Here is a 25,332-nt window from a genome sequence, read left to right on the forward strand (position 1 = left end):
GCTTGTAACTGCGAAAATAATGATATTCAATTTTAATAGCAATAATAGTAGCAAGCAAAACACTAAAAGTTGTACCTTTAAGTAAAATTTTTACATAATACCTGTTGCTGATAACAACAAATTCCAAAAATAACTACTAACATACTCATAATTCTTAGTTAAAGAAAAATCATTTAATTGGTTCTGATAAAAAGAGGACAGAATATCATTTAAAAAATCATTTTCAATCTTTCCTTTTAATCTTGTTTCCAATATAGAAAACTGCCAATACAAATATGAACCTAATATTATTGAAGCGAGACTAAATAGCTGAAAGCTAAACTGAATATTAAGCAGATTAGACATCGTTATTTGTAGAAAAAAAGCAATAGTAACTGGTAAGATAATTTTGGCTATTCCCAAGAAAAAGATTGCAAACTTTCTCTTCCAACCAAGTGAAGCTAGAAATCTATGATATAACTTATCTGCATAGCTTATCGTAACAATATCTTTTCTATCTTCTAAATTAACACTCTCACTCTTTTTAGGAATTAAAACAATTCCTACACTCTGACTAAAAAGTTCTAATCTGGAAATTTTCTCAATTTCTTCATTTGCAGGATCAGAGACAGTCAATAAATTATTATCTCCATCTAACACGACGATATAATGAGGCAAACCAGCTCTTTCTACTACCATCAAATAAGGAAATGGTAAGTTATTTAATAAACTAGGAGTGTCAATTTGATAAGAATCCGCATCAATACTATAGTTTTTTAGTATACCTTCTATGTCGAACAAAGACAGTCCTTGGTGATTATTATTATCAAATTGTAGACTATCTAAATGTTCTAATTTTGGGAAATAGTAAGAAATGATTGTCTTGACACAAGCCATTCCACAATCCAGCAAAGTTGCTTGTTTATAGTGACTAACCATTATTTTCTCCTTTTTCAACACTTATCTTACTATAGCCATCAACTTCAATGATGCTATTCGAAGTTTGATTTGTGGTAGGAACCCTTAAAATTTCTCCTGTATTGTTTGTATGTAAAGTATAAATCCCATCAAAATCTTTAGGAACTGTAATAGATACATCGCCAACAAGAGTATCTATAAATATTTTTTCGAAAGTAGTATTTTTTCCTAAGGAAATAGTTACATATAACTTGTCTTTCCCTTCTGAACTCAGAGCCAAATTAAAACCATGTTGTGAAAACGGTAGATATAAATTATCTGAACTCATTTTAACGTTTTTAGATATATTATCCGCTGATTCTTCGGAAACTTTTCCTTCTATTTGAACACTTGTTTCATCTGATTCACTCTTTACAACCTTAACATCAATTGCTTGCTTTGATCCATAAAACTCTATCGTTTTAATACTTTTAGAAGAGAGAGTCCATGATTGTTTCACACTGATTGTCGTCTCTCCTCGTTTTAAGGTTAATAAAACTCCAGCTACTATAAACAATAACAACAGCCCTATTGCAATTCCTATTTTTTTCATCATTAGTCCTCCTACTTAAATTCTTTTTTATTAAATACAGCTAACGCAAGCACAAGTACTGCTATACTCACCACTATAGGATAGCATACGTTCGTAAAGGTAAATTGACTTACCCCAGGGGAAGCTTTCAAATTTAAAGTCATCAGTAAATAGTCTTTCACACTCTCACCAGAATTTGGAAGGACGTAAGCCAATAGGTTATCAAATAGTAAAATGTAGAGTGTATAAATCATACATGATTCATAAACCTTATCAAATATTTGAAAAATCAATAAGGAGATACTGATAATAACCAAATAGTATGGTAGTTGGTGTAAAAATGTAGAAACAATCAACACCATGTCCCCTTCCAAATAAACAAGAGCTGTTAAACTATAAAAAATAGACACATATAATAAAGACAAACAAAAGGTTCCCAAAGTTTTATATAAAAATAACTTCCATCGTTGTTTTTCTTTTGTGAGCAAAATATTGATCGTACGGAAACTATAATCTTCCCCCCAGAAAAATAAATTAGCAGAGATGAAAAGCAACGGAATAAAACCACTCACACTTGAAATCAACACTCGAAATGCCGGCTCATTTTCATTTGATGACTTAAAAAACAAGGAGAATAACAAAACTAATAACCCTATCAACAAACTAGGAAGCACTCCTCTTTTTTCCCAGTAAAATTTATACATATCTGCTTTAAGAGAATTCATGACTCTCCTCCTTTCTTAAATCATCAGATAATATTACGCAAATAGTAGTCCTCAAAGCGTTCCTTCTTAATATAAATATCCTGTATCACTAGATTTGAACCAATACTATATTCCAAGATAACCATTAATTTTTCCTTTTCTGTAACAACCAGATAGTCATCCTGCTCAAAATGAACGATGCCCTCTTTTTCTAAAAACATTTTTAGAATCTGATTACCACTTGTCTTTAGGAAAATTTTTTCAGATAAATCATTCGCTAGCTCTTTTGAACTCATAACATTTAGAATCTTTCCTTTTTTCATGATGATATACTTATCTGTTATAAATTCCAATTCTGACAGAATATGACTCGAAATTAAAAAAGTAACTCCTAACTGATCCCTTAAATTCAAAATCATTTTTCTTAAATCTGAAATCCCTTGAGGATCTAAACCATTCACGGGTTCATCTAAGATAATAAGCTCTGGATTATCCAAAAGCGCAATCGCAATCGATAACCTCTGCTTCATTCCAAGGGAATAGTTTTTTACTTTTCGATCCCATGATGGTTCAGACAAGTGAACCAATTCCAACATTTCTATGATATCTGTCTTTAAACCAAATCTTGTTTTATAATATTGCAGGTGTTGACGTCCAGTCAGGTTTGGATAGAGGGCAGGTGATTCGATAATACTACCAATCTTATGCTGAGAAACACTCTCTATTTCTCCCTTATCAGCTCGAATTAGTCCTAGAAGAATTCTCATTAATGTTGTCTTTCCAGCACCATTTTCGCCAATAAGACCACATATTTCTCCTTGCTCAATATCAAAGGAAATATTATGAAGAACCTGTTCTTTCCCATATGTTTTATTGATATTTTTAAGACTTAAAATCACACGATTCATAGTTTCTCTCCGTTTATTATATTAAAAAGTCTCTGACAGGGAATGAACCCTGCCAGAGATTTTCAGACTACATTAACTCCAGCAGAAGAATCCAATACCTGCAATCATGCCAGCAAGACCATATGGTGAAAGAGCACAAAATTGACCTGCCACAATGTGTTTTTTATTTTTATTGTTTAGTTTTTTCATTACTTAACCCCCCTTTTAATCCCAACAAAATATGCCTACTCCATATCCAAGACCTATAATACAAAAGCGACCTGCTACAATGTGCTGTTTATTTTTATTGCTTAGTTTTTTCATTACTTAACCCCCCTTTTTAATCCCAACAAAATATGCCTACTCCATATCCAAGACCTATAATACAAAAGCGACCTGCTACAATGTGTCTTTTGACACGTCCAGTTAGTTTTCTCATCAGAAAACCCTCCTTTTAAAAAATTTTTTATAATAACCAAATGAAATTCTCATTTCAGTTATTTATTAACTGTTTTAAATCTTTAGATAACATTTCTTCGCTTCCTTGTTCAACATAAATTTCTTTCACTATCCCATCTTTATCCACTATAAAGATAGTTGGAATAGCTTTTACATCCAAGAACTTAAAAGCTTGTAAATCTTGATCTATATAAACTGGAAAGGTAAAACCCTGATCCCTTAAAAATTGATGAGAGGTTTCAAGTGTTTCACGTTCCCCATCGACTATATCCACCATAAAGAAATCAACTTTATCTTGATATTTATCATAAAGGCGCTGAATGATTGGGAGCTCTTTTTGACAATCAGGACACCAACTAGCCCAGAATACCACAACCTTTGGTCTAAACTTATACTCTGATAGTTGAACCTGCGAGCCCTCATTGGAGGTCAACAATGCATTCTTGAATGTTGTATTTTTAGTTTTTGAAATATATTGTTTTATCTCCTCTTCTTTTTTTAAGAGAAGCTCTTGTTTTGTTTCTTCTTGATGATGAGATTCTTGGTTTTTATAGTAAAATCCTGCTAAAAATAAAGAAGCTATCACAAGAATAAACATTGCCTCTACAACATGTTTTTTCGACATCATGGATTGTCCTCCACCTCTGAAATTTTAAAACTTTCGATAATAGATAATTCTTCTGGTAAGATTAAAACTCGCTCTTCACCGGCATCTAAAATTGCTAGACGAAAAACTTCGTTATTTAATACTATCTCTACCAACTTTTGCTCAGTCGTGTTATTTCGAAACACCAAACTGTGGCGAGTTTGTGTAAAAGTCTCGAGTGAGATACTAAAATCCTCCATTTCACTCTCTCCTTACTCAAGTGTCCAAAAAAACAAGCTTAAAAATGATACAAATCCAAACATTCTTCTTTCCTCCTTATCTCTTGTTCTTTATGATTAAAGTATACCGCTTTCAAAAACAAAAAAACATGACAAAAATGTCATGTTAGCTCTCCATTTTCTCAAAAGTTTTTAAATCTCTTTCTTTCTCTCCAGAAATGCGCGCTTCTAATACTAGGTCCTCAAAAGCTTGAGCACAAATAATGGCTCTATCGTATAATTGGACAGCTTTTTCCTTATCCTGTTTATGAAATAAGGTACACATAGCTTCTAGCATATCTACGATTGGTTTCTTTTGAAAGTCCTGCGATAAAATCATCAATCTATTCATTGCCTTAACATAAGGCTCAAAAGTAGAGTAGGACTTTTCCATCCATTGAATGGTAAGTGACGAGATAATAACTTGTTTTAGCATATAGTTTGTATCCAAACTAGAAGTATTCGTTACCCTAAGAACTTTATGGGAAAGATTCCAAAACACCTCTCTATCATATACATTTGGCCTAGCTACACATGTTGTGAAGTACAATTTTATGAGAAGCAAATCATTCACCGAATAGTTTTTCCTTATCTTTACTTGTTCAAAATATTCATCAAGTAAAGCATTGCCAAACCCTGCATCTTCACTTACAAAGACATCAAAACTAGCTTGTAAGGCACTAACTGCAATCTGCTCATCCTCAGGTAGACTGTCATAATAGTTTTCGTAAACTCTTTCAAACAACTCTTCCTTAACCTGGATTCTATCATCATCTCCATAAGTTTGAAACTTAATGAGTTTATCCTTTAATATCAAATACTCTGAAGGTAAAATCATATGATCCATATCTACTATATGTGAAATTGGACAACCTAGTTTGTAAGCTATATACTCTACCTTGGATAAACTTGGAGAAGATTGACCTGATTCAATTCGTGCTAGTTGGCGTACTGTTATCTCGCTTTCATCATCACAAAGAGTTTCACGAGTGACATGTTTCATCTCTCGTAACATTCGGATTCTTTTGCCCACTTCCTTCTTGATATCCATCTTAAGATCTCCTGATAATTAGTTACCGAACAATATTATATTTTTTTGTTATATTATACTATTTTTTATTGAACTAAGCAATGCTTAAAATTTTATATTACAAAACTTAACTAGGCTAAACTATCTTTCGCATGCTAAATAGCAGTTGACCTGCTTTACTTTTCTTGTGCCAATCCTTCAAAGTCTTGTCCTAGGATAGGTTGAATTTCTAATTGATTGGCATCTAGTTGGTGGTAAAATGCTGTTGGTAGTGACTCTAGAAATCTTGCATAGTCCAAGCGAGCGATGGATTCGTAGTCTTCTGCTTTGGACCCATCACCAGAAATCGCCACTAGGTCAATCTCCCAAACAAGCTCCTTGCCTGCCAGCTGCTCGGTATAAGGAGCTGGTACAAAGGGTTCCTTTGGCAAAATCGTCTTGACTCCCTGGGCTAGGTGATAGATACCGTGTACCTTGCCTTGGGCGTCTGGGTAAAATTTCACACTGGCAAGGTAGGCATCAGAGCCTTGAACCTTCTTGACCAGCTCTTCAAAACGTGCCAATCCATCCTCAGCCAAAAAGCTCTCGAGGTATTCCTTGTTGAGATAGATAGGGGACAAGAAACCTTGGCAGTATACTAGATGAGCTGTCTTATCGGCTAGATAATGCTTGACCGTTTCTCGGAAATAGGTTTCAAAGCCAAATCCTTCTAGCCCTTCTACTGCCTCACCCAACTTGCTCGATAGGGCTTGGAGGAGAGTCTCTACAATCTCCCAGTCCGCTCTAGTAAGAAAATCTGGAATCACCACTTGATAGCCTTTTCGACTATCCGCATAGTTCACTTTAAAGAGAAATTGCGACTGGCCTACAATCCCACACTCCATGTATTCGAGACGATTGAGGGGCTGACGGAGATAGACGGCATCATAACTATGCGACTCCAAGCCCTCCACCAAGGCTAAGATGGACTTGGCAGTCAAGACCTCCTGTTGTCCTAGAATACTTTCTTTATTTGGGATAAAAAATGTTTTCGCCATAACTGGCCTCCTTTGAAATCGTTTACATACAGTATAACCTATTTCCCTGAAAGATACAGAAACAAACTTTAGATTTTTAGATAAAAAGCATAGAAAAACAGCCCTTGAAGGCTGTTTGCTTTATACTGTAGCGACTTGATCCAAGCTTTCACCGATAGCAGCTAGGCGCTCGATTACTTCTGCTTGTGTCAATTCATTTTCTAAAACATAGCGGTTGCGTGGGTGAACACGACACTCGTGTGAGCATCCACGAAGGTACTTGTCTTCATTTTCTTCTGATGTTAGGATACGACGGTTACAGAAGGGATTGCCACAGTTGATATAGCGTTCACATGGTGTTCCATCAAACCAGTCTTTCCCTACGATGGTTGGGTTAACATGGTTGACATCGACTGCAATACGCTCGTCAAAGACGTACATTTTCCCATCCCAAAGCTCACCTTGAACTTCTGGATCTTTACCGTAGGTTGCGATTCCTCCGTGCAATTGGCCAACATCTTTGTAGCCTTCACGAACCATCCAGCCTGAGAATTTCTCACAGCGAACTCCACCTGTACAGTAAACAACCACGCGCTTGTCCATGAACTTCTCTTTGTTGTCACGAACCCATTGTGGCAACTCACGGAAGTTGCGGATGTCTGGGCGGATAGCCCCACGAAAGTGTCCTAGGTCGTACTCATAATCGTTACGTGTGTCAAGGACAACTGTATCTTCGTCAAGAAGGGCTTCTTTGAACTCTTTTGGAGACAAGTAAGCACCCGTTGTTTCAAGTGGATTAATGTCGTTGTCGAAGTCGTTGTCTTCCAAACCAAGGTGGACAATTTCTTTCTTGTAGCGAACAAACATCTTCTTAAAAGCTTGTTCACTTTCTTCGTCAATCTTGAACCAGAGGTCTTCCATGCCTGGGAGGCTGTGAACGTAGTCCATGTATTTTTGAGTTGTTTCGTAGTCACCTGAAACGGTTCCGTTAATTCCTTCATCAGCGATTAGGATACGGCCCTTAAGGTCGATTGATTTACAGAAAGCCAAGTGGTCTGCAGCAAATTGCTCTGCGTTTTCAATTGGAGTATAAAGGTAGTAAAGTAAGACACGAATATCTTTTGCCATAAGATTTGTTCTCTTTTCTATTCTTAAATTTTCAGAATTTTTCATTCAACTATACTAGTATACCCACTTGGGAAAACGAATGCAATTTATTTGACCGGAAATTAAAAGGAGCTAATTCCAACGGATGTCTACTCCAATTTAAAAAATCCTTGGATGATCCAAGGATTCATTTTTAAACTTTTTTAGCTTTAGCCATATAGAAGAGTTGGAGCAAAATACCAATGATAGCCATACCGATAACGATAAAGAAGGCCATTGTATAATCTCCTTGGTTTGCCTGTGCAAGACGTGCCCCTAACTGAGGACCAGCAATAGCAGCTACACCATAAGCAGTAAACATCCATCCATAGTTTGTCCCTACGTAAGTCACTCCCCAGTTTTCAGCAGTAATTCCTGGGAAGGAACCTAGGAAGCCACCGAATGACAAGGCAACCAGCATAACTCCAAGGATAGCTAAGATGCTTCCTGGGCCTTTGAACAAGGCCGTGAGCAACAAACCTGCAGCAACTGCTCCAAACATAGCAATAACTGTAGGGTAGCGACCAATCTTATCAGAAACTGTACCCCAGAAGATGCGTCCGAATGTATTCGCGATAGATACCAACATAACGAAGAGAGTTGCTTCGCCAACGAGTTTGTATTGGTCAGAGATTGCTGCGGCAGTGCCGATAATCATCATTCCACCAGTAGCGCCAAGAACGTAAATCAACCATAGCAACCAGTAATTTCCATCACGGAGCATTTCTTTGTAGGTCTTACCTTCTGGTTGAGCAACACCACCAGCTGAAGCAACAACAGGAGCTTTTTCCATTACCAATGATGAAGTACAAATAACGATCAACAGAATAATACCTAACACTTTAAATGTTGAGTAAACACCCATTGATGCAATCAAAGCTTTAGCGACTGGACCGATAATGAGTGGGCCCAAGCCAAATCCTGCCGCGGTTAAACCACCAGCTAGTCCTTTTTTATCTGGGAACCACTTAGTTGCAACTGAAGTAGATGCCCCATAAGCAGCACCGATACCAAGCCCTAGGACTACACCATATGTAAGGTAAAGGATTGGCAACGATGTAGCAAATCCAGTAGCAAACATACCTGAACCAAAGAGAATACCACCTAAGAATACAAATTTCTTAGGTCCTACCGAGTCAACTTTAGGACCGAAAATAATCATTCCAACAGGAACCATAGCAAAAGAAATACTAAAGGCCAAAGAAGTCTGGGCTTGAACCCATCCTTGACTGGCATTGGTTTCTAGGAGTGCCTTCTGAAAGACTGACCAGGCGTAACCAGCACCTAGAGAGAGATTCGTTAAAATGGCTGCTGCCAAAATTAACCAACGATTGGGTGTTTTTTTCATATGGATAACCTCATGTAACATTTCTTGTTCCCAAAAGGGATAGCAAACGACTTTTTATCGGATTTTCACTTACTGAGTTTTGCTTGAACGTTTCATAATTTATAAAATGTAAACAAGCTAAAATCAGACATAAATGAAACATTTAAGAAGGACTCCTGTCCACTTCTTAAATCAAAATCCAGTTAAATTTCACAATGTTAAGCGCTTTCATCGTACTCTTATTATAAGCTACTTCATTCTAAAAATCTACTTAATTAAACTAATAGGGGTATTAATCTAATTAATCGATATCCATATTTTATACTAGTATTTCACAAAGTTTTCCATGATTTTTTGCTTTTAGTTCATCTAACAAAAAAATCACTACCTCCCCTAGAGAACTAAGGAAGGCAGTGAGCACATTTTTAGGAATTAGGAATGAATACACGAAATCAGTTTGTCTTATGATTTTTTGCTTTTCAAGAATTCGTCGTATTGTTTTTGCATTTCATCCAATACTTTTTGGTATGCACCTTCAGATTTCAATTTTTCCATCAATTCTGGAATCGCTTTATCTGGGTCTACAGTACCAGTGTTGATAGCTGTATCGAATTGTTGCATTGTGTTAGTGATCGCAGAGATTTCAGATTTTACGCTATCAGTGTTAAAGATGAATCCAAGCGCTGGAGATTCTTTAGCTTCTGCCAATTGTTTCTTAGAATCTTCGATTTGTTGGTCTGTAACGTTTTCGTTGATGTAAAGGATCCAGTTGTTACCTGTGTTCCATCCACCCATGTGAGTGTTTCCTTTGTATCCTTCAAGGACACGAACACGGTTTTCTTTACCTTCAATTTTCTCCCAGTTCTTGCCTTCTGGACCGTAAACAAGTCCGTTCAAGAGTTCTGGGTTAGTGTTCAAGAGGTTCAACACTTCCATTGATTTTTCTTTGTTCTTAGAGTTGTTTGAGATGACAAAGTTAGCAACTTGAGTTGTTTGGTTTTTCTTGATGAAGTTAGTGAATGGTTTGATTTGGATATCTTTGTTAGCAACACGTGAGAGCAAGCTGTTACCGTAGTCAGCTGGTCCTACTGTTTCTTCACGAACGAACCAAGTATCTTGTTGAAGGTCAAATGAAGTGTCGCTTGTTGCTACGTCTTTTGGAATGTATCCTGCTTCGTAGAATTTGTGAAGAGTCTTCAAGTGTTCTTTGAAACGAGGAACGTCGTAACGGTTTACGATCTTAGTAGTATCCCCTTCAAGGTCGATAACGAATGGAAGTCCATTTGGCACTGGGTAGTCAAAGTTATCAGATGGGATAAAGTTCTTCGTAACCGCAAATGGTACTACGTCTGGAGCTTTCTCTTTAATTTGTTTCAAGACTGGTTCAAGTGTTTCGTATGAAGTGACACCTGAAATGTCGATGCCATATTTGGCAAGAAGAGCGCCGTTGAAGGCAAAGTTTTGAGATGATGCAACGTTGGCTGCAACTGGAACAGCGTAGATTTTACCGTTTACAGTGTTCCCTTTGATGTAAGCTGGGTCAAGTGCTTTGTAAAGCTCTGCTCCTTCTTTCTTGTACAATTCTGTCAAGTCAGCGTAAGCACCTTTTTGAGCATTTACAACATAGTTATCTGCAAAAGCGATATCGTAGTTTTCACCTGATGATGTGATAACTGACATTTTCTTACCGTAGTCACCCCATCCAAGGTATTGGATATCCAATTTAGCACCAACTTTTTCTTCGATGATTTTGTTGGCATTTTCTAGCAATTCATCCAAGTTGTCTGGTTTGTCACCAATTTGGTACATTTTAAGAACAGGTTTGTCACCTGAAGCTGAGTCAGCAGCTTTTTTGTTGTTACCTGAAAGGTTTCCACAAGCGGCAAGGCTTGCAGCCAAAGCGACTACGCTAGCAGATGCAAAAGCATATTTTTTCCAGTTTTTCATGATAAAAACTCCTTTTTTATTTTTAAACTTATAAACGATTTAATGAATTGTAACTTCAGTCACTAAGATGAAGTTGGGAAGGGAGAAACGGTGTTTCTCAGCAAGTGCTATTCTTTCACACCACCGATGGTCAAACCTTTTACAAAGTAGCGTTGGAAGAATGGATACAGAATAGCGATTGGAAGGGTTGCAACTACAACCATGGCCATACGACCTGTTTCTTTTGGAAGAGCAACTCCCAGTTGGCCAGATAGACCGACTGCTTTTGCGATGTAGTCCATATTTTGTTGGATTTGCATGAGCAAATATTGCAATGGATACAAGTTATCACTCTTGATGTAAAGAAGGGCGTTGAACCAGTCGTTCCAGAAACCAAGAGCTGTCAAAAGCGTGATGGTTGCGATACCTGGAAGTGACAATGGCAAACAAATCTGGAAGAAGATCCGTGCTTCACTGGCACCATCGATACGAGCGGATTCGAGAATAGCTTCTGGAATGGTCTTCTTGAAGAAGGAACGCATCAAGATGATGTTGAATGGTGAGAGGAGCATTGGAACAATCAGGGCCCAAACCGTATCACCAAGTTGAAGCAAACGAGTCACCACGATATAGCCTGGTACCAAACCAGCATTGAACAACATACTAAGAAGGGCAAAGATCGTAAAGAATCTGCGGTACTTAAAGGTTGTCCGTGAGATGGCGTAGGCATAAGTGGTTGTGATGAAGACGTTGGTCACTGTCCCGACTACTGTTACAAAGACTGAGATAAAGAGCGCTTGGAGGATTTTATCCTTAAACTGAGCTAGGAATTGGAATCCATCTACACCAAATTTCGAAGGGAAAAAGCTATATCCATACTGGAGGATGCTCTTTTCATCTGTCACTGAAATGATGATAACGAAGATAAAGGGCAAGATACAAGAAAGAGCGATCAGACCAGAGATGATACTAAAGAAGATATCTGCTTTCTTACTGAAGGAGTGAATGCCGACATTATCGATTTTTTCTTTTTTAATTTTCTTTTCTGCCATATTCTCCTCCTTTCTAGAACAAAGCTGAGTTTGGATCGACTCGTCTTGCAAGCAAGTTTGATAGGATAACCAGAATCAAACCGACAACGGATTGGTAAAGACCGGCTGCTGAAGCCATACCGATATCTGCTGTCTGAGTCAAACCATTAAAGACATATACATCCAAAACGTTGGTTACATTGTAAAGCTGACCAGCATTGTGCGGGATTTGATAGAAGAGACCAAAGTCTGCACGGAAGATATTTCCGACTGCAAGGATAGTCAAAACTGTCACAAGTGGAGTCAACTGAGGAATGGTTACGTTGCGAATGCGTTGCCACTTGCTAGCCCCGTCCACTGTTGCTGCTTCGTAGTAGGTTGGATCAATTCCCATGATCGTCGCATAGTACATGACACTGCTATATCCAAAGCCTTTCCAAATACCTAGGAAAAGGAGAAGGTATGGCCAAATGCCTAAGTCAGCGTAGAAGTTGACTTCCTTCATGCCAAGGGATGTTAGGAAATGGTTGAAGACCCCTTTGTCAATGTTTAGGAAGGCATCTGTAAAGAAACTGATGATAACCCATGACAAGAAGTAAGGGAACAACATAGACGTTTGGAAAATCTTAACCATTCTCTTAGAGCGAAGCTCGCTGAGGATAATGGCAATCCCTACTGATACAATCAAACCGATAAAGATAAAGCCGAGATTGTAGAGAACGGTATTTCGAGTGATGATAAAGGCATCTTTTGAACTAAACAAGAATCTGAAATTATCTAACCCGACCCATTTACTATTCACAATACTATCTATGAAACCATTACTGGTCATATGGTAGTCTTTAAAGGCGACCACATTCCCAAATACTGGAATGTAAAAGAATAGAATCAACCAGAGTGCCCCTGGTAAAACCATCAAGAGAAAGATCCAGTTATCTCTCAAGGTCTTTGAAAACTTTTTCATAATTTCCTCCCTTTTTATTCCTAAAAACTGATTTCATCGAATTTTTAGGTTTGATAACGATTACATAATTAGTATACCCTTATTTTAAGAATAGTTTAAACTACTAATTATAGAAAAAACTCCACAAATTATTTTATGTGGAGAAGTTTTTTATAATAAGAAGGATGTTTCACGAGAAACGCTTTGCATGCGATAAGTGTATTTCCTCTTCACTAATTGAAAACTTGTTTCAATATTGGGTGATGAAACTCGACAAAATGAACCTGAGCATTTATGATAGCCCCTGATTCGTTTTTCTCAATCTCCGGTCTTCCTTCTGTATGTAAAAGAGCGGGATTACCATCCTTGTAGCCAAAGAGAATCACCTCTGTCTCTGCTTCATTCACATAGCAAGCTAGGATATCAAACCTCCCAGAACCAGAACCAGCAATATAGCCATACCATTTAAAAGTATAATTCACCCCGTCTACTTGTCCAAATTGCATTATCTGGTCTGGCACTGCTAGTCCATAGTAGTGACCATATGTTGCTAAGTTAGTTGACTTAAATCTTTCACCTTTACTATCCGAATAGGATTCCATGGCTGTTTTTATCTTGTCTATTAAAGAACTATTATCTGTATCTGGCTCGCTCTCTGTAGTTACACTTATTTTTAATAGAAATTCCTTAAAACGTTGCGCTAAGTCTGTATTCTCAGTCTCTTCAAAATTTACAGTAGGGATAGTTTCCAGTGTCTTATCGGTATGCAAGACCTGTGCTTGCCCATCCTTCAGTGTAAATAGGTAGAAATGTTTGTCCTGATTGTCATAGTAGGCATCCAAAACCAAGTAATCATAGGCATTGTCACTCGATACTCCAAAAACATTCCATTTGACACTTTTCTGAGAGACTGTTGTAGTTTCTAATTTTTTGATTAGTTCATTTTTTTCATCAAAGTTTGCATGCTCTAATCTATGATAGGACTGCCCCATAGAAGAAGCCCAGCTTGCAAACTCTTCCTCCCACTTTTCGGTATTGTATTGGATTAGCTTCTGAAAATCTGAGTAGTTCTTCATAATCAAGGCTTGATCAGTCGGATTAGATAACTGGAGTTCTTCCATGGCTGCAACTGTGGCAGACATAAGTGACTGAACAGTTGTATCCTTGGATTCTTTTTCGTGCGAAAGAGCCTTTTGATAGGAATCTGCTAAATAGTGAAAATAGTTGGTTGTTTCCTTGGTTTGTTGCTCCCTTGATATTGACGGACTAGTTGCTCCATCCTCTGTCGTTTTATGACAGGCAGATAAGACTAGCATGCTAGCACCTAGGACCAGTAGTAACTTTTTCATGGCCATACCTCCAAACCATCTTTCTACCTTCATTATACTCCTTCCCTATCTCCAAATCAAAAAACATCTCCATGTATTTAAACGGAGATGTTTAATTGTTTGTGATAAATGCCTAGCCTATGTCGTATAAATGGTCGAAGCTGTCGCAATGGTATGCCACTGATTGGCTGTAGTTGCTGCGAAGTCCTTGTCTCCATAAAAATCATTAAACGGAAGGATTTCGACTTCTAATTCTTCGATGCGGGAAATCTGATTTGCCAGATAAGCCTCTATGCGACTCTCTGCGCGCTTGATTCGTTGCAAGAGTCCGCCCATACGGATATCGACCGTATCCAAACCAAAGACCTTGTTTTCTTTCAGCCATTGACGACTAAAGAGGGCATGGAAGTGTTCAATCTCGCTTCTGAGTTTTGGTAATTCTTGCATGGCGATTTGCTGTAAGCTGACTTTGTCACCGGCTTTATAAGCTTCACGGATGCGTCGTCCCACATCCACTTTGCTACTTAAAATCTGGTTCAACTGGGCCTGAGTTTCAAAGAGATAAGCATAGTTTCCAGCTTTTTCTTTGATTTCAGCAAGAGTCTCAGCTGCTTGGGCAAAGTGAGGTTTGTCCTGTTCAGGTGTCATGTGCTGATCCAGAATTGGGCAGAGAACATCCTGATAAAAGACATAGCGGTTGGGATTGATGCCACTGAGATTGCCTGGCAGGTCTGGCAAGAGGTTGGCAAGGTCAATCTGCATAAATTCCTCAACTGATAGACCTGTATTGGTCTTGAAGTGAGCAGACAAACTATCTAAGTCATTGCGGTAGCTGAGTTCTGCCCAGATTTGCAAGCTTGGCAGGATAGAAAACTGGGCAGTTTCCCCACCATTATCCCCCCAACCCGTTACAATCACTTCTTTGATTTGATTGGCACGACAGGCTTTGTTGGCCTCCATAGCGATGAGATGGCTGAAATGGTTGTTGGGTGTGAACCCAATCCACTTCCAAGCCCCACCTGCAAAGGCAATATCTTGGCTAATCTTGTGGTGATTGCGGAAATTGCGATTGTACTTTTCTTCGCTATCCTGGTAATAATCCCAATAAACCAAGGTTACACGATCTTTGAGACGGTCTAGGTAGACACGAGTTTCCTCAGGAATCTCCACGTCACGGTCGTACTGGCCATCTGCTGACATGAGCTTAAAGAACATATCACTCCACATCTGGCAGTGGAAACCATACTTGTCAGCAATATCCAGCACGCGCTCCAAGTGTTGGCACATAAGGAGACTACGATCTACAACGCCGTTCAAGATAAGGTAGCGTCCCAAACCAACCAAGTGAGCCTCGTCCATCCCGATATTGACCTTGCGTGTCTGCAGTTTAGACAGAGTGGCAAACATGCCATCAATCAGGTCATACACCTTTTCTTCTCCGATGAGGAGAATATCCTCCACATCACGAAGTTCCTGCACTTCTTTGACACCCCATTTGACGAAGGCTGACAAGTGGGCCAAGGTCTGGATGCATGGGACAAAGGTCATGTCAAACTGCTGGGTGTAGGCTTCAATTTCCTGTAACTCTTCAGCTGAATAAGCCCCGCGGTAATAACCAAAGTAAGGTTGCCCTTCAATCTGGTAGGTGTCTTCCATGTAAAGCTCACAGGTTGAGTAGCCGATGAGAGCCAAGACCTCAATCATCTGCTTGGCAGAAGCCACATTCAGCACCGCATTTCGGGAACAGTCTGCCATGTAGGCCAAATCTTCATAAGCCGCCTGTTCCTCAATCTCTACTTTGTCACCTTCTACTAGAGCTGTTGCTAGCACTGACAAGGCGCGGTAGAGTTGATGAGGTTTGCGATAGGTTAGGTGATAGTGTCCACTCCCACCCTTGATAGAGATAGAGGCTTGGTCAGACTGAGCGACTGCAACTTCCACATCTGGTAAAGAGATCTGCTTTGTCAGCAAGTCGATTGCCTGAGTTTGTTTGGGACTAAGTCCTGTAAATATTACCATTGGTTTTCCTCCTGTAGCCAGTTGACAAGGGCACCGTAGAGATTGGCATCTGCGTGATAGGTGCAGGCCTGGATGACAGGTGCGACCGTGTATTCTTCGTAGGTATCGACAAAGTTATCAACAGCCTTCTTGACACCTTGGATAAAGTCTGGGTTCTGACTGATGGAGCCACCTAGGCTAATGACATCTGGATCGATGAGATACTGAATATTGAGCAGACCTTGCGCCAGATTGCGGTTCATGCGTTCAATAGCTTCTTGGCAAAGGGCATTTCCTGTTGCAGCTTCTTGGTAAATCTTGCGACCGTCCCAGTCAGTTTGACCAGATTTTTCAATCACGTAGCGCACCATATTTCCAGTTGACGCTAGTTGCGACCAGTTATTGAGTTTTTCAGCAGGTGCAATAGTTGTCATGTAGCCAAATTCTCCTCCCAAGCCGTGACGACCTCGGTGAAGCTTACCATTGATAATCATGGCACCGCCAATTCCTGTCCCAATCACGACACAGGCTGCATTTTCAATTTCTGGGTGAGCCAACAGTTCACTAAGTCCAACACAGTTGGCATCATTTTCTAGATGGACAGGTAGTTGATGATTAGCAAGGGCCTCATACCAAGAAAAGCCATGGATGTAAGGTACGGCACTGATTCCCTCAATCACACCTGTTTCTTGATTGACCGCGCCTGGAACACTCATAGCAATGCCCTTATAATCTTGCTCTGACAAGCGTTGGTCTAGCCAAGCTAGTAGATCCTCCAAACTTTCTGGCGTCGGAGTACTTGTCTTATCTAGTATCTTTCCATCAGGAGTCAGACTGGCAAACTTAATCCCAGTCCCTCCGATATCAATGGTTGCAATGATCATTGTTCTTCCCATAAAAAGGGGCGAATCAGTAGTTAGTCCTTACTCATTCGCCCCTCCTTTCTATCTCATAGTATTAGTTATCAAACACTTTAAAACTGTTAAATGTCTTCTTTTTTGATCAATTCTGTGCGAATTTCTTGTGGCGCTAATAGTCCTGAATGAACTGGATATGGTCGCTCAAGCAAGTCCAAAATGGTTTGTTGGTGTTCTGATATACGCACATTTTCTTGACTCATATTGTAGTAACGAAGTACATATCCTTCTTCATTTTCAGCAACTTTAAAGGCTGTCGGGCAGACTTGTGGTAAGCTGAGCGCCGCATGGCTCAAGAGGCTACCAGTCGCTGCCACACTTCCTTCTTGTTTAGCAAACTGAAGACTAGTGAATGGTGTTTGGAAGGCTTTGGCACGACGGAAAGCTGAGAAGCGTTCCCCTGCTTGGTGGCATTCAAGCGCAAACTCGACTTCAAACTCACGCAAGCACTGAGCTTCTGGTGTTGGGAAGTAACCCCAGTCACCTAACTCACCTGAGGCACGAAGAATAGTCACGGCAATGGTATCGTCTCCAAGGATTTCATACTCGTGCAATCCTTTATTTGCCACCGTCACTCCTTTTTCATCATCATAAAGGCTGACAAAGGCTTGTTGGTGTTGAGGATTTTCAGGATTTTCCCATGACGCTGCTGGTTTATTTGGTCGTGTCACCACCTCATAGATGCTTTCAGAATCATTGCTTGGACGCGTATTATGAGTCTTGACCAAGAGACGGATACGGTGGTCCTTAGCGGTGTTGGTAAAGCGAGTCTTAAAGCGGATCTGTGGATTGTCAACAAAGACGGTCATCTCTGTTTCAAGAAGAATGCTTGTCAGTTCATCTGAACGTCCAGCCTCACGCGTCATAAACTCGATAATGCCTCTTTGTTCTGCATCTAGTTTTTCGTCTGCACTTACTGGAATTGTCAATTCATGCTTGAGCAAGATCTTGGCAAAACGAGCTGTATTTTCCAAGACTTCACAGTCTTTGAGTTCTGCGTAGATAGGCTCTGTTCCTTTTGGTTGGAAATAGATGTACTCATTTCCAATGTCACCACGGTCTTCAAAGCGAACAACATCCTCATACGCTTCATGAGTTGTCTTGTCGTAGACTGTGATATTCTCATCCACACTGACCGTTACAAATGGCGTATCAATCACTCCATTTTGATAAATACCGTCACGGTGTTCTTGTTCTCCTTCGAGCAATTGGAAGGTTGTCCAAGAAAGTGGTGCCAGATGAACAGGTACTGTCACGCGCACTTGTCGAGCGATACGAGCCTGGCGGAACTTGTCTTTTGGCAAATCATACTCAAAGTTGGCTCCCAGATCTTCGATTTTCGCTTCTACAGCATGTCCTTCCAAGTCTTCGACACGGTAGCATGGCAAGGTCAAGGCTGCCATCTTCTTATAGCCTTCTGTTGGGTGCAATTCTTTGAAATCACAAGTCGCCACATCAATCACTGTGCTGACAGTGTCAACCTTGTCATGCAATCCTGTGTTGATGACGGTAAAGAGATGGTCGCTTTGGGCTTCGTGGGTTGCAATTTTGCCCTTCCACTCGTTGAGAAGATTGGTCTTAACAAAGTTTCCGACTTGGTTGACCTTGGCAAAACGCGTTTCCATCTCACGGTGAACCTCGTCCACGCTACAGCCACAGATACTGTCATGTGGCGCATTTTGTAGAAGGACTTTCCAAGCATAGGTCAACTGGTCCTTGTGGTTGTGGCCGCCAGTGACGACGGTCAATGGTTCCACCACTTGTTCTAGGAGGTTGCTATTTTCTTGGAAAGCTTGTTTGAGGTAAATGCGTGATGAAGAAGTGTTGGCAAGTGTGTACCAGCCATCTGTTTCCTGACTTGTCAACTCACCTGTAACCGTTGATAACTGCTCTGGTAGAGCACTTTCTACTGCATGAACATAGTCATCAAAGGAACTATGAACAAAAGTCACATCTGGGAAGAGTTCATTTGCCACACGAATGGCTTCGCTCAGATTTCGCTGTACAGGCTGGTGGTCACATCCGTTCATCATCAACCATTGGTTGGTCGAAGCATAGTCACGCACGTCTGACAATTTCTGTTTCCAGAAGGTCAAGGCCTCGTCTTTATCAACTGGGATTTCATTCCCGTTACTGTACCAGTTGGCAAAGAGAATACCGAGGACACGACTTCCGTCCGCACCCTGCCAGTACATTTCTGAAAACTGGGATGTAAACTGCTCATCTTCGAGGACTTGGTTGTCAAATCCAATCGGCTTCACACCACGACCAAAGGCTGCCACGTGAATGCCTGATTTTTGAAGGATTTGAGGCGCTTGTCCCATATTTCCAAAGGTATCTGGGAAGTAACCAATCTGAGTGGATTTGCCCCATTTTGCACATTCAGCTTGACCAATCAAGGTATTGCGAACGTTGGCTTCACTTGAAATCAAGTAGTCATCCTGCAAGATGTAAAAGGGACCAATTTTGAGTTTGCCTTCGTCAATGTAACCTTGGACTTTGTCGCGATTTTCAGGACGAATTTCCAAGTAGTCATCAAGGACAATGGTTTGTCCATCCAAGTGGAAACTCTTGAACTCAGGGTCATTTTCAAAAAGGTCAAAAAGATTATCAAATAATTCCACCAACTGCATACGGTGGCTTTCAAAAGGTAAGTACCACTCACGGTCCCAGTGACTATGTGAGATAATATGTACAACAACATTTTCCATGAAGTAAAACCTCATTCTAAATTAAATTTTAACGTTTTAAATGTAAAAGTGTGATTCTGACACGAATCAGTGAAGCTAAAGCGCGCTCCTTAACGGATATCCAAGTAATCCAAGACCAATTCACAGAACATCATGTTGGCCCAGGAGAACCATTCACGAGAGTAGAGAGTTGGGTCATCCACGTGGAAGCTTTCGTGCATAACACCTGTTTCACCATCGCAGGCAACCAGCTGATCCAGCAAGAATTTTTTCTCTGCCTTATCACTTGTTGTCAATCCTTGGATAGATAGGGCAATCGGCCAGATATAGCGATAAAAGGTATGAGAACTTCCGAGACCGCTAGCATATTCTCCTTGGTAAAAGTATGGATTTTCAGGGCTCAGAATGGTGCGACGAGTTGCTTGATACACTTCATCGTTGACATCGCAGTAGCCCAGATAAGGCGCCGCCAGCAGACTCGGTACGTTTGGATCATCCATGATGCTAGCATTCCCTAAGCCATCCACTTCAAAGGCGTAAATCTTTTCGCCCTTGCTGTTGGTGGTGTAGGCGTAGTTTTCGATACCTTCTTGGATTTCAGCTTGCAGGCGTTTAGCGTCTGCCACGATGTTTTGGCTATCAGCTAGGTCTAATGTAGCAAAGATTTCTTGCACATACCCCAAGACGACTACGGCAAACATATTGGACGGAATCAAATAGCTATACTGGCAGCAGTCATCACTCGGACGAAAGGCTGACCAAGTCATGCCTGTCACTGCAAAATCAGGTCCAAAGCCATCATTTACCAATGTATCTTCTTTTCGATCTGTATCGCGGACAAAACGATAAGGTGAGTTCTTGTGGTCTTGTTCCACTGTCCATAGATGAAGAATTTCCTTGGTCGCTGCGACAAAAGTCTCATCAAACTGACTAGTCTCGCCAGTCTCTTTCCAAAGGAGATAAGCCAACTGCAAAGGATAGCAAAGCGAGTCCACCTCATACTTGCGTTCCCAAATCCAGCCGTTAAGGTCGGTATGGTCAGTCTCATGGTGACCCTTCCAGTTTTCCTCAATGTTAAAAGAGTTGGCATAAGGATCCTTCAGGATCAAGATCATCTGACGCTTGACCAAACCAGCAATGGTTTGACGCAGGAGGGTGTCTCTTTTAGCCACATGAAGATAGGGTCTGAGTTGGGCAGTCGAATCCCGAAGCCACATGGCAGGAATATCCCCAGTCAATACAAAAGTTGAGCCATCTTCTAGAATCTCAACCGTATTGTCCAAGGTGTCGGTGTAGCAACGCTCAAAGACATCCACCCACTCCGGATGGTCCTTAGCTCGCTCCGCTACTTCGTCCAGCCACTCTCTAACAATTTCTTTCGAATAAATCATCGTGCAATTTCCTCTTTCAAACAAGTTTCATGTTCAGTATATAGTTTTTGAGACAGAAAATACATACACAAATGATAGTCATTTCTCTACAAAATTGCTTTCTTTTACGCTCTATTTCTACAGCCCCCATTTTTCTGATATAATGTAGAAAAACAGCTAAAGGAAATACTATGAAACCACTACTTGAAACCATCGATACCCGCTTTGGGACTGCTAGCAAGCATGCCTTTTCTCGGGGAAATACCCTGCCTTACACGGGCGTCCCTTTTGGGATGAATTATTTTGTGCCCCAGACCAGCAATCAGGAGGGAGCTTGGTTCTTCGATCCGCATCTGCCCATTTTTCAGGGGATTCGATTGACCCATCAACCAAGTCCTTGGATTGGCGACTATTCTTGGCTACTCCTAACACCTGTCACAGGCCAGCTTGGGGGAGACAGTCTCTTTCACCGCCAGTCCTCTTATGATATCGAAAAAGCCTCTTTCCAACCTCATTATCTGAAGATTTTCTCCCTGCGCTATCAGATTGAAGCCCAACTGACACCAACTTGCTACGGCGCTTCTATTCGCCTAGAGCAAAAGCAAGGCAAAGCCCTCTCCCTCTACCTTCACGTGGCAGATGACTTGACAGTCAAGCAAGTAGATAAGCGGACTCTGGCCCTAAGACAAGAAGGTAAAACAGAGACCAATAAAAATCCGCTGATACTGTTCACTGCCCTACAAATGAATACAGATATTCTTGCAGTCAGCCAAGAAAGCGGAGACTGGCGGATTGACTTCGCAGATAGTCACGCTGAAATCCAGCTAGCAACTTCTTTCATCTCACCTTCTCAAGCTCTGCTTAATCTACCTCAAAAGGACTTTGATAGCTGTAAAGCAAGTGCGAAAGCAGATTGGGAAGACCTCCTCCATCGTTTTGATGTGCTAGAAACAGGAGAGGCTGACAGAGCCTTCTTTGATCACTGCCTCTACAGGTTCTTTCTCTTTCCGCAGACTTTTTATGAGATTGATGAATCAGGGCAAGCCATCCACATGGATCTGGCTACTGGTACTGTCAAGCCCGGCGTCCTCTTTAGCAACAATGGCTTCTGGGATACCTTCCGCACCACCTTCCCCCTCTTTGCCCTGATCATACCGGAACACTATCACCGCTTTTTAGAAGGTTTCCTCAATAGCTACCGCGATACTGGTTTCCTTCCAAAATGGCTGGCTCCAGATGAACGTGGCATGATGCCTGGTACTCTGCTAGATGGCATTATCGCAGACAGCGCCTGCAAGGACATGGCCCCCGACCTAGAAGAAGAACTCTTCCAAGCCATGCTTGAAACAGCCAGCAAGCCCGACCCTCTCGGCATCAATGGTCGCCACGGGCTAGCCCAATACCAAGAGTTAGGTTACCTCTCTACCGACCACCACGAAAGCGTCAGCCATACCCTAGACTACGCCTATAGCGATTTTTGTATCGCCAGTTGCGCCGAAAAGCTTGGTCAGAATGACATCGCTGAGACTTATTGGACTGCTTCACAAAATTACCGCAATCTATTTGACGCTGAGACAGGCTACATGAGAGCACGAGACAATCAAGGCAACTTCCGCCCTGACTTCTCTCCTTATAGTTGGGGACGCGACTATGCCGAATGTTCAGCCATTCAAGCTACTTTAGGCGTCCTCCACGACATCCCAGGTTTGCGTCAACTGATAGGTGGAAAAGAAACCTTTAGCCGCCAACTTTTGAAAGCCTGTCAGGAGGCTCCTCTCTTTGAAACGACTGGCTATGGTTACGAGATTCATGAAATGAGCGAGATGGCTACAGCTCCTTTTGGGCAAATCGCTATTTCCAACCAACCTAGTTTCCACATCCCTTATCTCTTCCTTTACAGTAACTATCCTGAATACACTAGCCTTCTCATCAAGACGATACGTCAGAAAGCCTTTCACCCAAGTTGGCAAGCCTATCCTGGCGATGAGGATAATGGCAGTCTCTCTGCTTGGTACATCTGGTCGGCTCTTGGATTCTACCCGACCTGTCCAGGAAAACCAAGCTACGACCTAGGAATTCCCCTCTTTGATCACCTCCGTGTCTACCTAGCTAAGGAAAATAAATGGCTAGATATCCATGCTGAGCAAAACTACAGTCATTTTAACTTTGTCAAAGAGTGTCGATTGGACAAGACCCCTGTATCTAGCATCCAACACCAAGACCTCTTGAAAGCTGAGCAACTGACCTTCACCCTCAGCTGGCTACCAAATCACTCATAACCAAAAGAACCTTTGCATGGTGCAAAGGTTCTTTTGGTTATGAAACTTGGACTTGAAGCTGATCCACAAGCTGACCACCCACCGTTAGGTTCAGATAGAAATCCAAGGTTTTATCTCCTGCAAAATACAAGGTTGGAAGCGTCAGCCTTTTTTCAGTCTCGCCAGCTTGAAACTCAAGAACTTGAATCTCATCCTGATAAGCGACACCATGCACACCCGTCCCTGGTTGAATCGAAATCTTAGCTTCTAAAGGACCACTAGATTCTCCGCGCTTAACTGTAAAATGGGCATTTTCTCCCTTGGTCACAGCTAGACTTTTTTCTGAAAACTCTAGTTGCTGAACGACTTCTTTTTTTGAGAGTTTAGGAGTTTTATAGAGTGAAATTTTGGTTAGCAATGGCAAAGCCTGTGATTCTGTAATGACTACACGTATCTTCTGCGCCTCGACGACCGATCCTCGTAAGAGACGTTTGTAGCCAACAGTATAACCAGATCCAAACTCCTGCCAGACATCATCCAACTCTACCTGAACATGGAAAGCAGCGATGCGTTGCCCTAGCTTCAAATCTTCCCTCAACTCGATCACATCAAAAGTTTTAGGTGCCCCTAAATCAATCTCTAACTGAATTGGCAAATCTGCATCGCTTGCCCAAGAACTAGTCTCTAGTCCATCTGTCAGATGATGGCAAGCAAAGTCTGGTGATAGAGCAGGGCCAGATATCTTGGCTCCCAGAGCTAAATCTTCCCTATAGAGTGTGTCACGGTAGGCAGCAAATTCATACAGTCGCTGGATATCCTTTTCGTCAAAAAGTCCATCTTGGTTCGGTGGGATATTAAGCAAGAGTGGAGTTCCCCGCCCTACCGAGTGAAAGTAGATTTCGGCCAACTCCTCGAGAGACTTAGGATCCTGATCCTCATGGTAAAACCAGCCCGGGCGAAGGGAAACATCTGCCTCACCGATTGAAAACAGCGCTCCCGAGGGGTCTCCATGCTGTAGATAATCTAATTCCGCTTCTGTTCCTAACTGGTCTGGCTTGACTTTTTGCCATAGTGGATCTCCTGCATAGCCTCGTTCATTTCCAATCCAGCGAATACTAGTTCCCTCAGTTGAGAAAATCAAACAATCGCCCTGCAAGTCACGAATGGTTTCAAACCAAGTCTCAAACTCATAGTTGACCTGCTGGGTCCCTTCGCCTCGAGCACCATCCATCCACACCTCAGCGAACTTCCCAGCATTGCCATAAGCAGGATTTGATAAGATTTCCTTCAACTGAGCCAGATAATAGGCATTGTAGTCCCCTTCTCGGTCCACGTGATAGAGGGGACTGTGGGCATCCCAAGGAGACAAATACACTCCCAAATCCATGCCAAACTCAGTCGCAGCTTTGGAAACCTCAAGGAGCAAGTCCCCCTTTCCATCCCTCCAAGGGCTAGCCTTGACCGAATAATCTGTATGTGCTGTAGGGTAGAGGACAAAACCATCGTGGTGCTTCACCACCAAAATCAGCTTTTTAAAACCCGTTTCTTTGAGCACCCGAACCCATTCACGCGCATCCAACTTGGTCGGGTTAAAGCGTTCAGGCTCCTCCTGACCTGTTCCCCATTCCTGGTCATAAAAGGTATTGCGACCAAAATGGATAAAGGCAGCTAGTTCATCCTCTAAATAAGCTAGCTGTGACTGACTTGGTAATGGTCCATGTGGTTTTATTTTCGTCATCATCTCGTATCTCTTTCTCTTGTTCACAAAGTTATCCACAACTTGTGGATAAGAAAACATGCCTAAAAACTAGTTTTTCTAGACTCCAGCTCTTTGACTTTGAACCTATCACCTTCAGCAAACTCTGCTCAAATCCCCACTGCACTAGGATTTCTACTAGAAAGCTGGCCAGTTACTAGTGGTTGGGGAAATTTTCAAGAACCCTCTTGGATATTAGCTGAATGTCCTGCTT

General features: G+C 41.3%; 20 protein-coding genes. 1 reads left to right on the plus strand and 19 read right to left on the minus strand.

What is annotated here, in order from left to right; translation table 11 throughout:
- Nucleotides 1-90 precede the first annotated feature (90 nt).
- The 18 genes from D8802_RS05645 to D8802_RS05730 form a co-directional block, all read right to left on the minus strand.
- Nucleotides 91-918, minus strand: a complete 828-nt coding sequence (locus D8802_RS05645) for a cysteine peptidase family C39 domain-containing protein (RefSeq protein ID WP_125395112.1) — start codon at nt 916-918, stop codon at nt 91-93.
- Entirely contained in the window at nt 911-1,492 is a 582-nt protein-coding gene (locus tag D8802_RS05650; RefSeq protein ID WP_125395113.1) for a hypothetical protein, read from the minus strand. The genes D8802_RS05645 and D8802_RS05650 overlap by 8 nt, the downstream gene beginning before the upstream one ends.
- 8 nt (nt 1,493-1,500) lie before the next feature.
- Nucleotides 1,501-2,193: an ABC transporter permease gene (locus D8802_RS05655; protein WP_125395114.1), complete on the minus strand. Its 693-nt coding sequence runs from the start codon at nt 2,191-2,193 to the stop codon at nt 1,501-1,503.
- Nucleotides 2,194-2,216: 23 nt separating this feature from the next.
- Nucleotides 2,217-3,080, minus strand: coding sequence for an ATP-binding cassette domain-containing protein (locus D8802_RS05660; protein WP_125395115.1), 864 nt, complete (start codon nt 3,078-3,080; stop codon nt 2,217-2,219).
- Nucleotides 3,081-3,552: 472 nt separating this feature from the next.
- Nucleotides 3,553-4,146: a TlpA family protein disulfide reductase gene (locus tag D8802_RS05665; protein WP_125395116.1), complete on the minus strand. Its 594-nt coding sequence runs from the start codon at nt 4,144-4,146 to the stop codon at nt 3,553-3,555.
- A complete protein-coding gene (locus tag D8802_RS05670; protein ID WP_125395117.1) occupies nt 4,143-4,364 on the minus strand; it encodes a hypothetical protein in 222 nt (73 codons plus the stop codon). Before D8802_RS05670 ends, D8802_RS05665 begins: the two co-directional genes overlap by 4 nt.
- 145 nt (nt 4,365-4,509) lie before the next feature.
- Complete coding sequence (locus tag D8802_RS05675; RefSeq protein ID WP_125395118.1) at nt 4,510-5,433, minus strand: helix-turn-helix domain-containing protein; 924 nt, start codon at nt 5,431-5,433, stop codon at nt 4,510-4,512.
- A 155-nt stretch (nt 5,434-5,588) separates the two neighbouring features.
- Nucleotides 5,589-6,449 carry a DUF4299 family protein gene (locus D8802_RS05680; protein WP_125395119.1) on the minus strand — a complete coding sequence of 287 codons (861 nt, stop codon included), beginning with the start codon at nt 6,447-6,449 and terminating at the stop codon, nt 5,589-5,591.
- Nucleotides 6,450-6,569: 120 nt separating this feature from the next.
- A complete protein-coding gene (gene trhO, locus D8802_RS05685) occupies nt 6,570-7,556 on the minus strand; it encodes an oxygen-dependent tRNA uridine(34) hydroxylase TrhO (RefSeq protein ID WP_125395120.1) in 987 nt (328 codons plus the stop codon).
- 172 nt (nt 7,557-7,728) lie between these two features.
- Complete coding sequence (locus D8802_RS05690) at nt 7,729-8,922, minus strand: L-lactate MFS transporter (protein ID WP_125395121.1); 1,194 nt, start codon at nt 8,920-8,922, stop codon at nt 7,729-7,731.
- A 441-nt stretch (nt 8,923-9,363) separates the two neighbouring features.
- Complete coding sequence (locus tag D8802_RS05695; protein ID WP_125395122.1) at nt 9,364-10,848, minus strand: ABC transporter substrate-binding protein; 1,485 nt, start codon at nt 10,846-10,848, stop codon at nt 9,364-9,366.
- Nucleotides 10,849-10,955: 107 nt separating this feature from the next.
- The gene (locus D8802_RS05700) at nt 10,956-11,879 is read right to left on the minus strand and encodes a carbohydrate ABC transporter permease (RefSeq protein WP_000818344.1); all 924 of its coding nucleotides are present in this window, start codon (nt 11,877-11,879) and stop codon (nt 10,956-10,958) included.
- A 13-nt stretch (nt 11,880-11,892) separates the two neighbouring features.
- The gene (locus D8802_RS05705; protein WP_125395123.1) at nt 11,893-12,822 is read right to left on the minus strand and encodes an ABC transporter permease; all 930 of its coding nucleotides are present in this window, start codon (nt 12,820-12,822) and stop codon (nt 11,893-11,895) included.
- A gap of 212 nt (nt 12,823-13,034) precedes the next feature.
- Nucleotides 13,035-14,150 carry a DUF4767 domain-containing protein gene (locus D8802_RS05710; RefSeq protein ID WP_125395124.1) on the minus strand — a complete coding sequence of 372 codons (1,116 nt, stop codon included), beginning with the start codon at nt 14,148-14,150 and terminating at the stop codon, nt 13,035-13,037.
- Nucleotides 14,151-14,267: 117 nt separating this feature from the next.
- Entirely contained in the window at nt 14,268-16,148 is a 1,881-nt protein-coding gene (locus tag D8802_RS05715) for a beta-N-acetylhexosaminidase (protein ID WP_125395125.1), read from the minus strand.
- Nucleotides 16,142-17,011 carry an ROK family protein gene (locus D8802_RS05720; protein WP_185758209.1) on the minus strand — a complete coding sequence of 290 codons (870 nt, stop codon included), beginning with the start codon at nt 17,009-17,011 and terminating at the stop codon, nt 16,142-16,144. The genes D8802_RS05715 and D8802_RS05720 overlap by 7 nt, the downstream gene beginning before the upstream one ends.
- A 98-nt stretch (nt 17,012-17,109) precedes the next feature.
- Nucleotides 17,110-19,755, minus strand: a complete 2,646-nt coding sequence (locus tag D8802_RS05725) for an alpha-mannosidase (RefSeq protein WP_125395127.1) — start codon at nt 19,753-19,755, stop codon at nt 17,110-17,112.
- An 89-nt stretch (nt 19,756-19,844) separates the two neighbouring features.
- Complete coding sequence (locus tag D8802_RS05730; RefSeq protein WP_125395128.1) at nt 19,845-21,125, minus strand: glycoside hydrolase family 125 protein; 1,281 nt, start codon at nt 21,123-21,125, stop codon at nt 19,845-19,847.
- 170 nt (nt 21,126-21,295) lie between these two features.
- On the opposite strand from D8802_RS05730, the gene D8802_RS05735 reads away from it, so the two are divergent.
- Nucleotides 21,296-23,383: a GH92 family glycosyl hydrolase gene (locus tag D8802_RS05735; RefSeq protein WP_125395129.1), complete on the plus strand. Its 2,088-nt coding sequence runs from the start codon at nt 21,296-21,298 to the stop codon at nt 23,381-23,383.
- Nucleotides 23,384-23,420: 37 nt separating this feature from the next.
- On the opposite strand, the gene D8802_RS05740 is transcribed toward D8802_RS05735, so the two are convergent.
- The gene (locus tag D8802_RS05740) at nt 23,421-25,100 is read right to left on the minus strand and encodes an alpha-L-fucosidase (RefSeq protein ID WP_185758210.1); all 1,680 of its coding nucleotides are present in this window, start codon (nt 25,098-25,100) and stop codon (nt 23,421-23,423) included.
- Between the last annotated feature and the right edge of the window lie 232 nt (nt 25,101-25,332).

Origin of the sequence: Streptococcus oralis (genome assembly GCF_003943395.1) — a bacterium.
Classification (GTDB): Bacteria; Bacillota; Bacilli; order Lactobacillales; family Streptococcaceae; genus Streptococcus; species Streptococcus oralis_BF.

Coding starts and splice junctions, on each gene's coding strand:
- D8802_RS05645 (WP_125395112.1), bottom strand. CDS start 918: ATGGTTAGTCACTATAAACAAGCAACTTTGCTGGATTGTGGAATGGCT.
- D8802_RS05650 (WP_125395113.1), bottom strand. CDS start 1,492: ATGATGAAAAAAATAGGAATTGCAATAGGGCTGTTGTTATTGTTTATA.
- D8802_RS05655 (WP_125395114.1), bottom strand. CDS start 2,193: ATGAATTCTCTTAAAGCAGATATGTATAAATTTTACTGGGAAAAAAGA.
- D8802_RS05660 (WP_125395115.1), bottom strand. CDS start 3,080: ATGAATCGTGTGATTTTAAGTCTTAAAAATATCAATAAAACATATGGG.
- D8802_RS05665 (WP_125395116.1), bottom strand. CDS start 4,146: ATGATGTCGAAAAAACATGTTGTAGAGGCAATGTTTATTCTTGTGATA.
- D8802_RS05670 (WP_125395117.1), bottom strand. CDS start 4,364: ATGGAGGATTTTAGTATCTCACTCGAGACTTTTACACAAACTCGCCAC.
- D8802_RS05675 (WP_125395118.1), bottom strand. CDS start 5,433: ATGGATATCAAGAAGGAAGTGGGCAAAAGAATCCGAATGTTACGAGAG.
- D8802_RS05680 (WP_125395119.1), bottom strand. CDS start 6,449: ATGGCGAAAACATTTTTTATCCCAAATAAAGAAAGTATTCTAGGACAA.
- trhO (WP_125395120.1), bottom strand. CDS start 7,556: ATGGCAAAAGATATTCGTGTCTTACTTTACTACCTTTATACTCCAATT.
- D8802_RS05690 (WP_125395121.1), bottom strand. CDS start 8,922: ATGAAAAAAACACCCAATCGTTGGTTAATTTTGGCAGCAGCCATTTTA.
- D8802_RS05695 (WP_125395122.1), bottom strand. CDS start 10,848: ATGAAAAACTGGAAAAAATATGCTTTTGCATCTGCTAGCGTAGTCGCT.
- D8802_RS05700 (WP_000818344.1), bottom strand. CDS start 11,879: ATGGCAGAAAAGAAAATTAAAAAAGAAAAAATCGATAATGTCGGCATT.
- D8802_RS05705 (WP_125395123.1), bottom strand. CDS start 12,822: ATGAAAAAGTTTTCAAAGACCTTGAGAGATAACTGGATCTTTCTCTTG.
- D8802_RS05710 (WP_125395124.1), bottom strand. CDS start 14,150: ATGAAAAAGTTACTACTGGTCCTAGGTGCTAGCATGCTAGTCTTATCT.
- D8802_RS05715 (WP_125395125.1), bottom strand. CDS start 16,148: ATGGTAATATTTACAGGACTTAGTCCCAAACAAACTCAGGCAATCGAC.
- D8802_RS05720 (WP_185758209.1), bottom strand. CDS start 17,011: ATGATCATTGCAACCATTGATATCGGAGGGACTGGGATTAAGTTTGCC.
- D8802_RS05725 (WP_125395127.1), bottom strand. CDS start 19,755: ATGGAAAATGTTGTTGTACATATTATCTCACATAGTCACTGGGACCGT.
- D8802_RS05730 (WP_125395128.1), bottom strand. CDS start 21,125: ATGATTTATTCGAAAGAAATTGTTAGAGAGTGGCTGGACGAAGTAGCG.
- D8802_RS05735 (WP_125395129.1), top strand. CDS start 21,296: ATGAAACCACTACTTGAAACCATCGATACCCGCTTTGGGACTGCTAGC.
- D8802_RS05740 (WP_185758210.1), bottom strand. CDS start 25,100: ATGACGAAAATAAAACCACATGGACCATTACCAAGTCAGTCACAGCTA.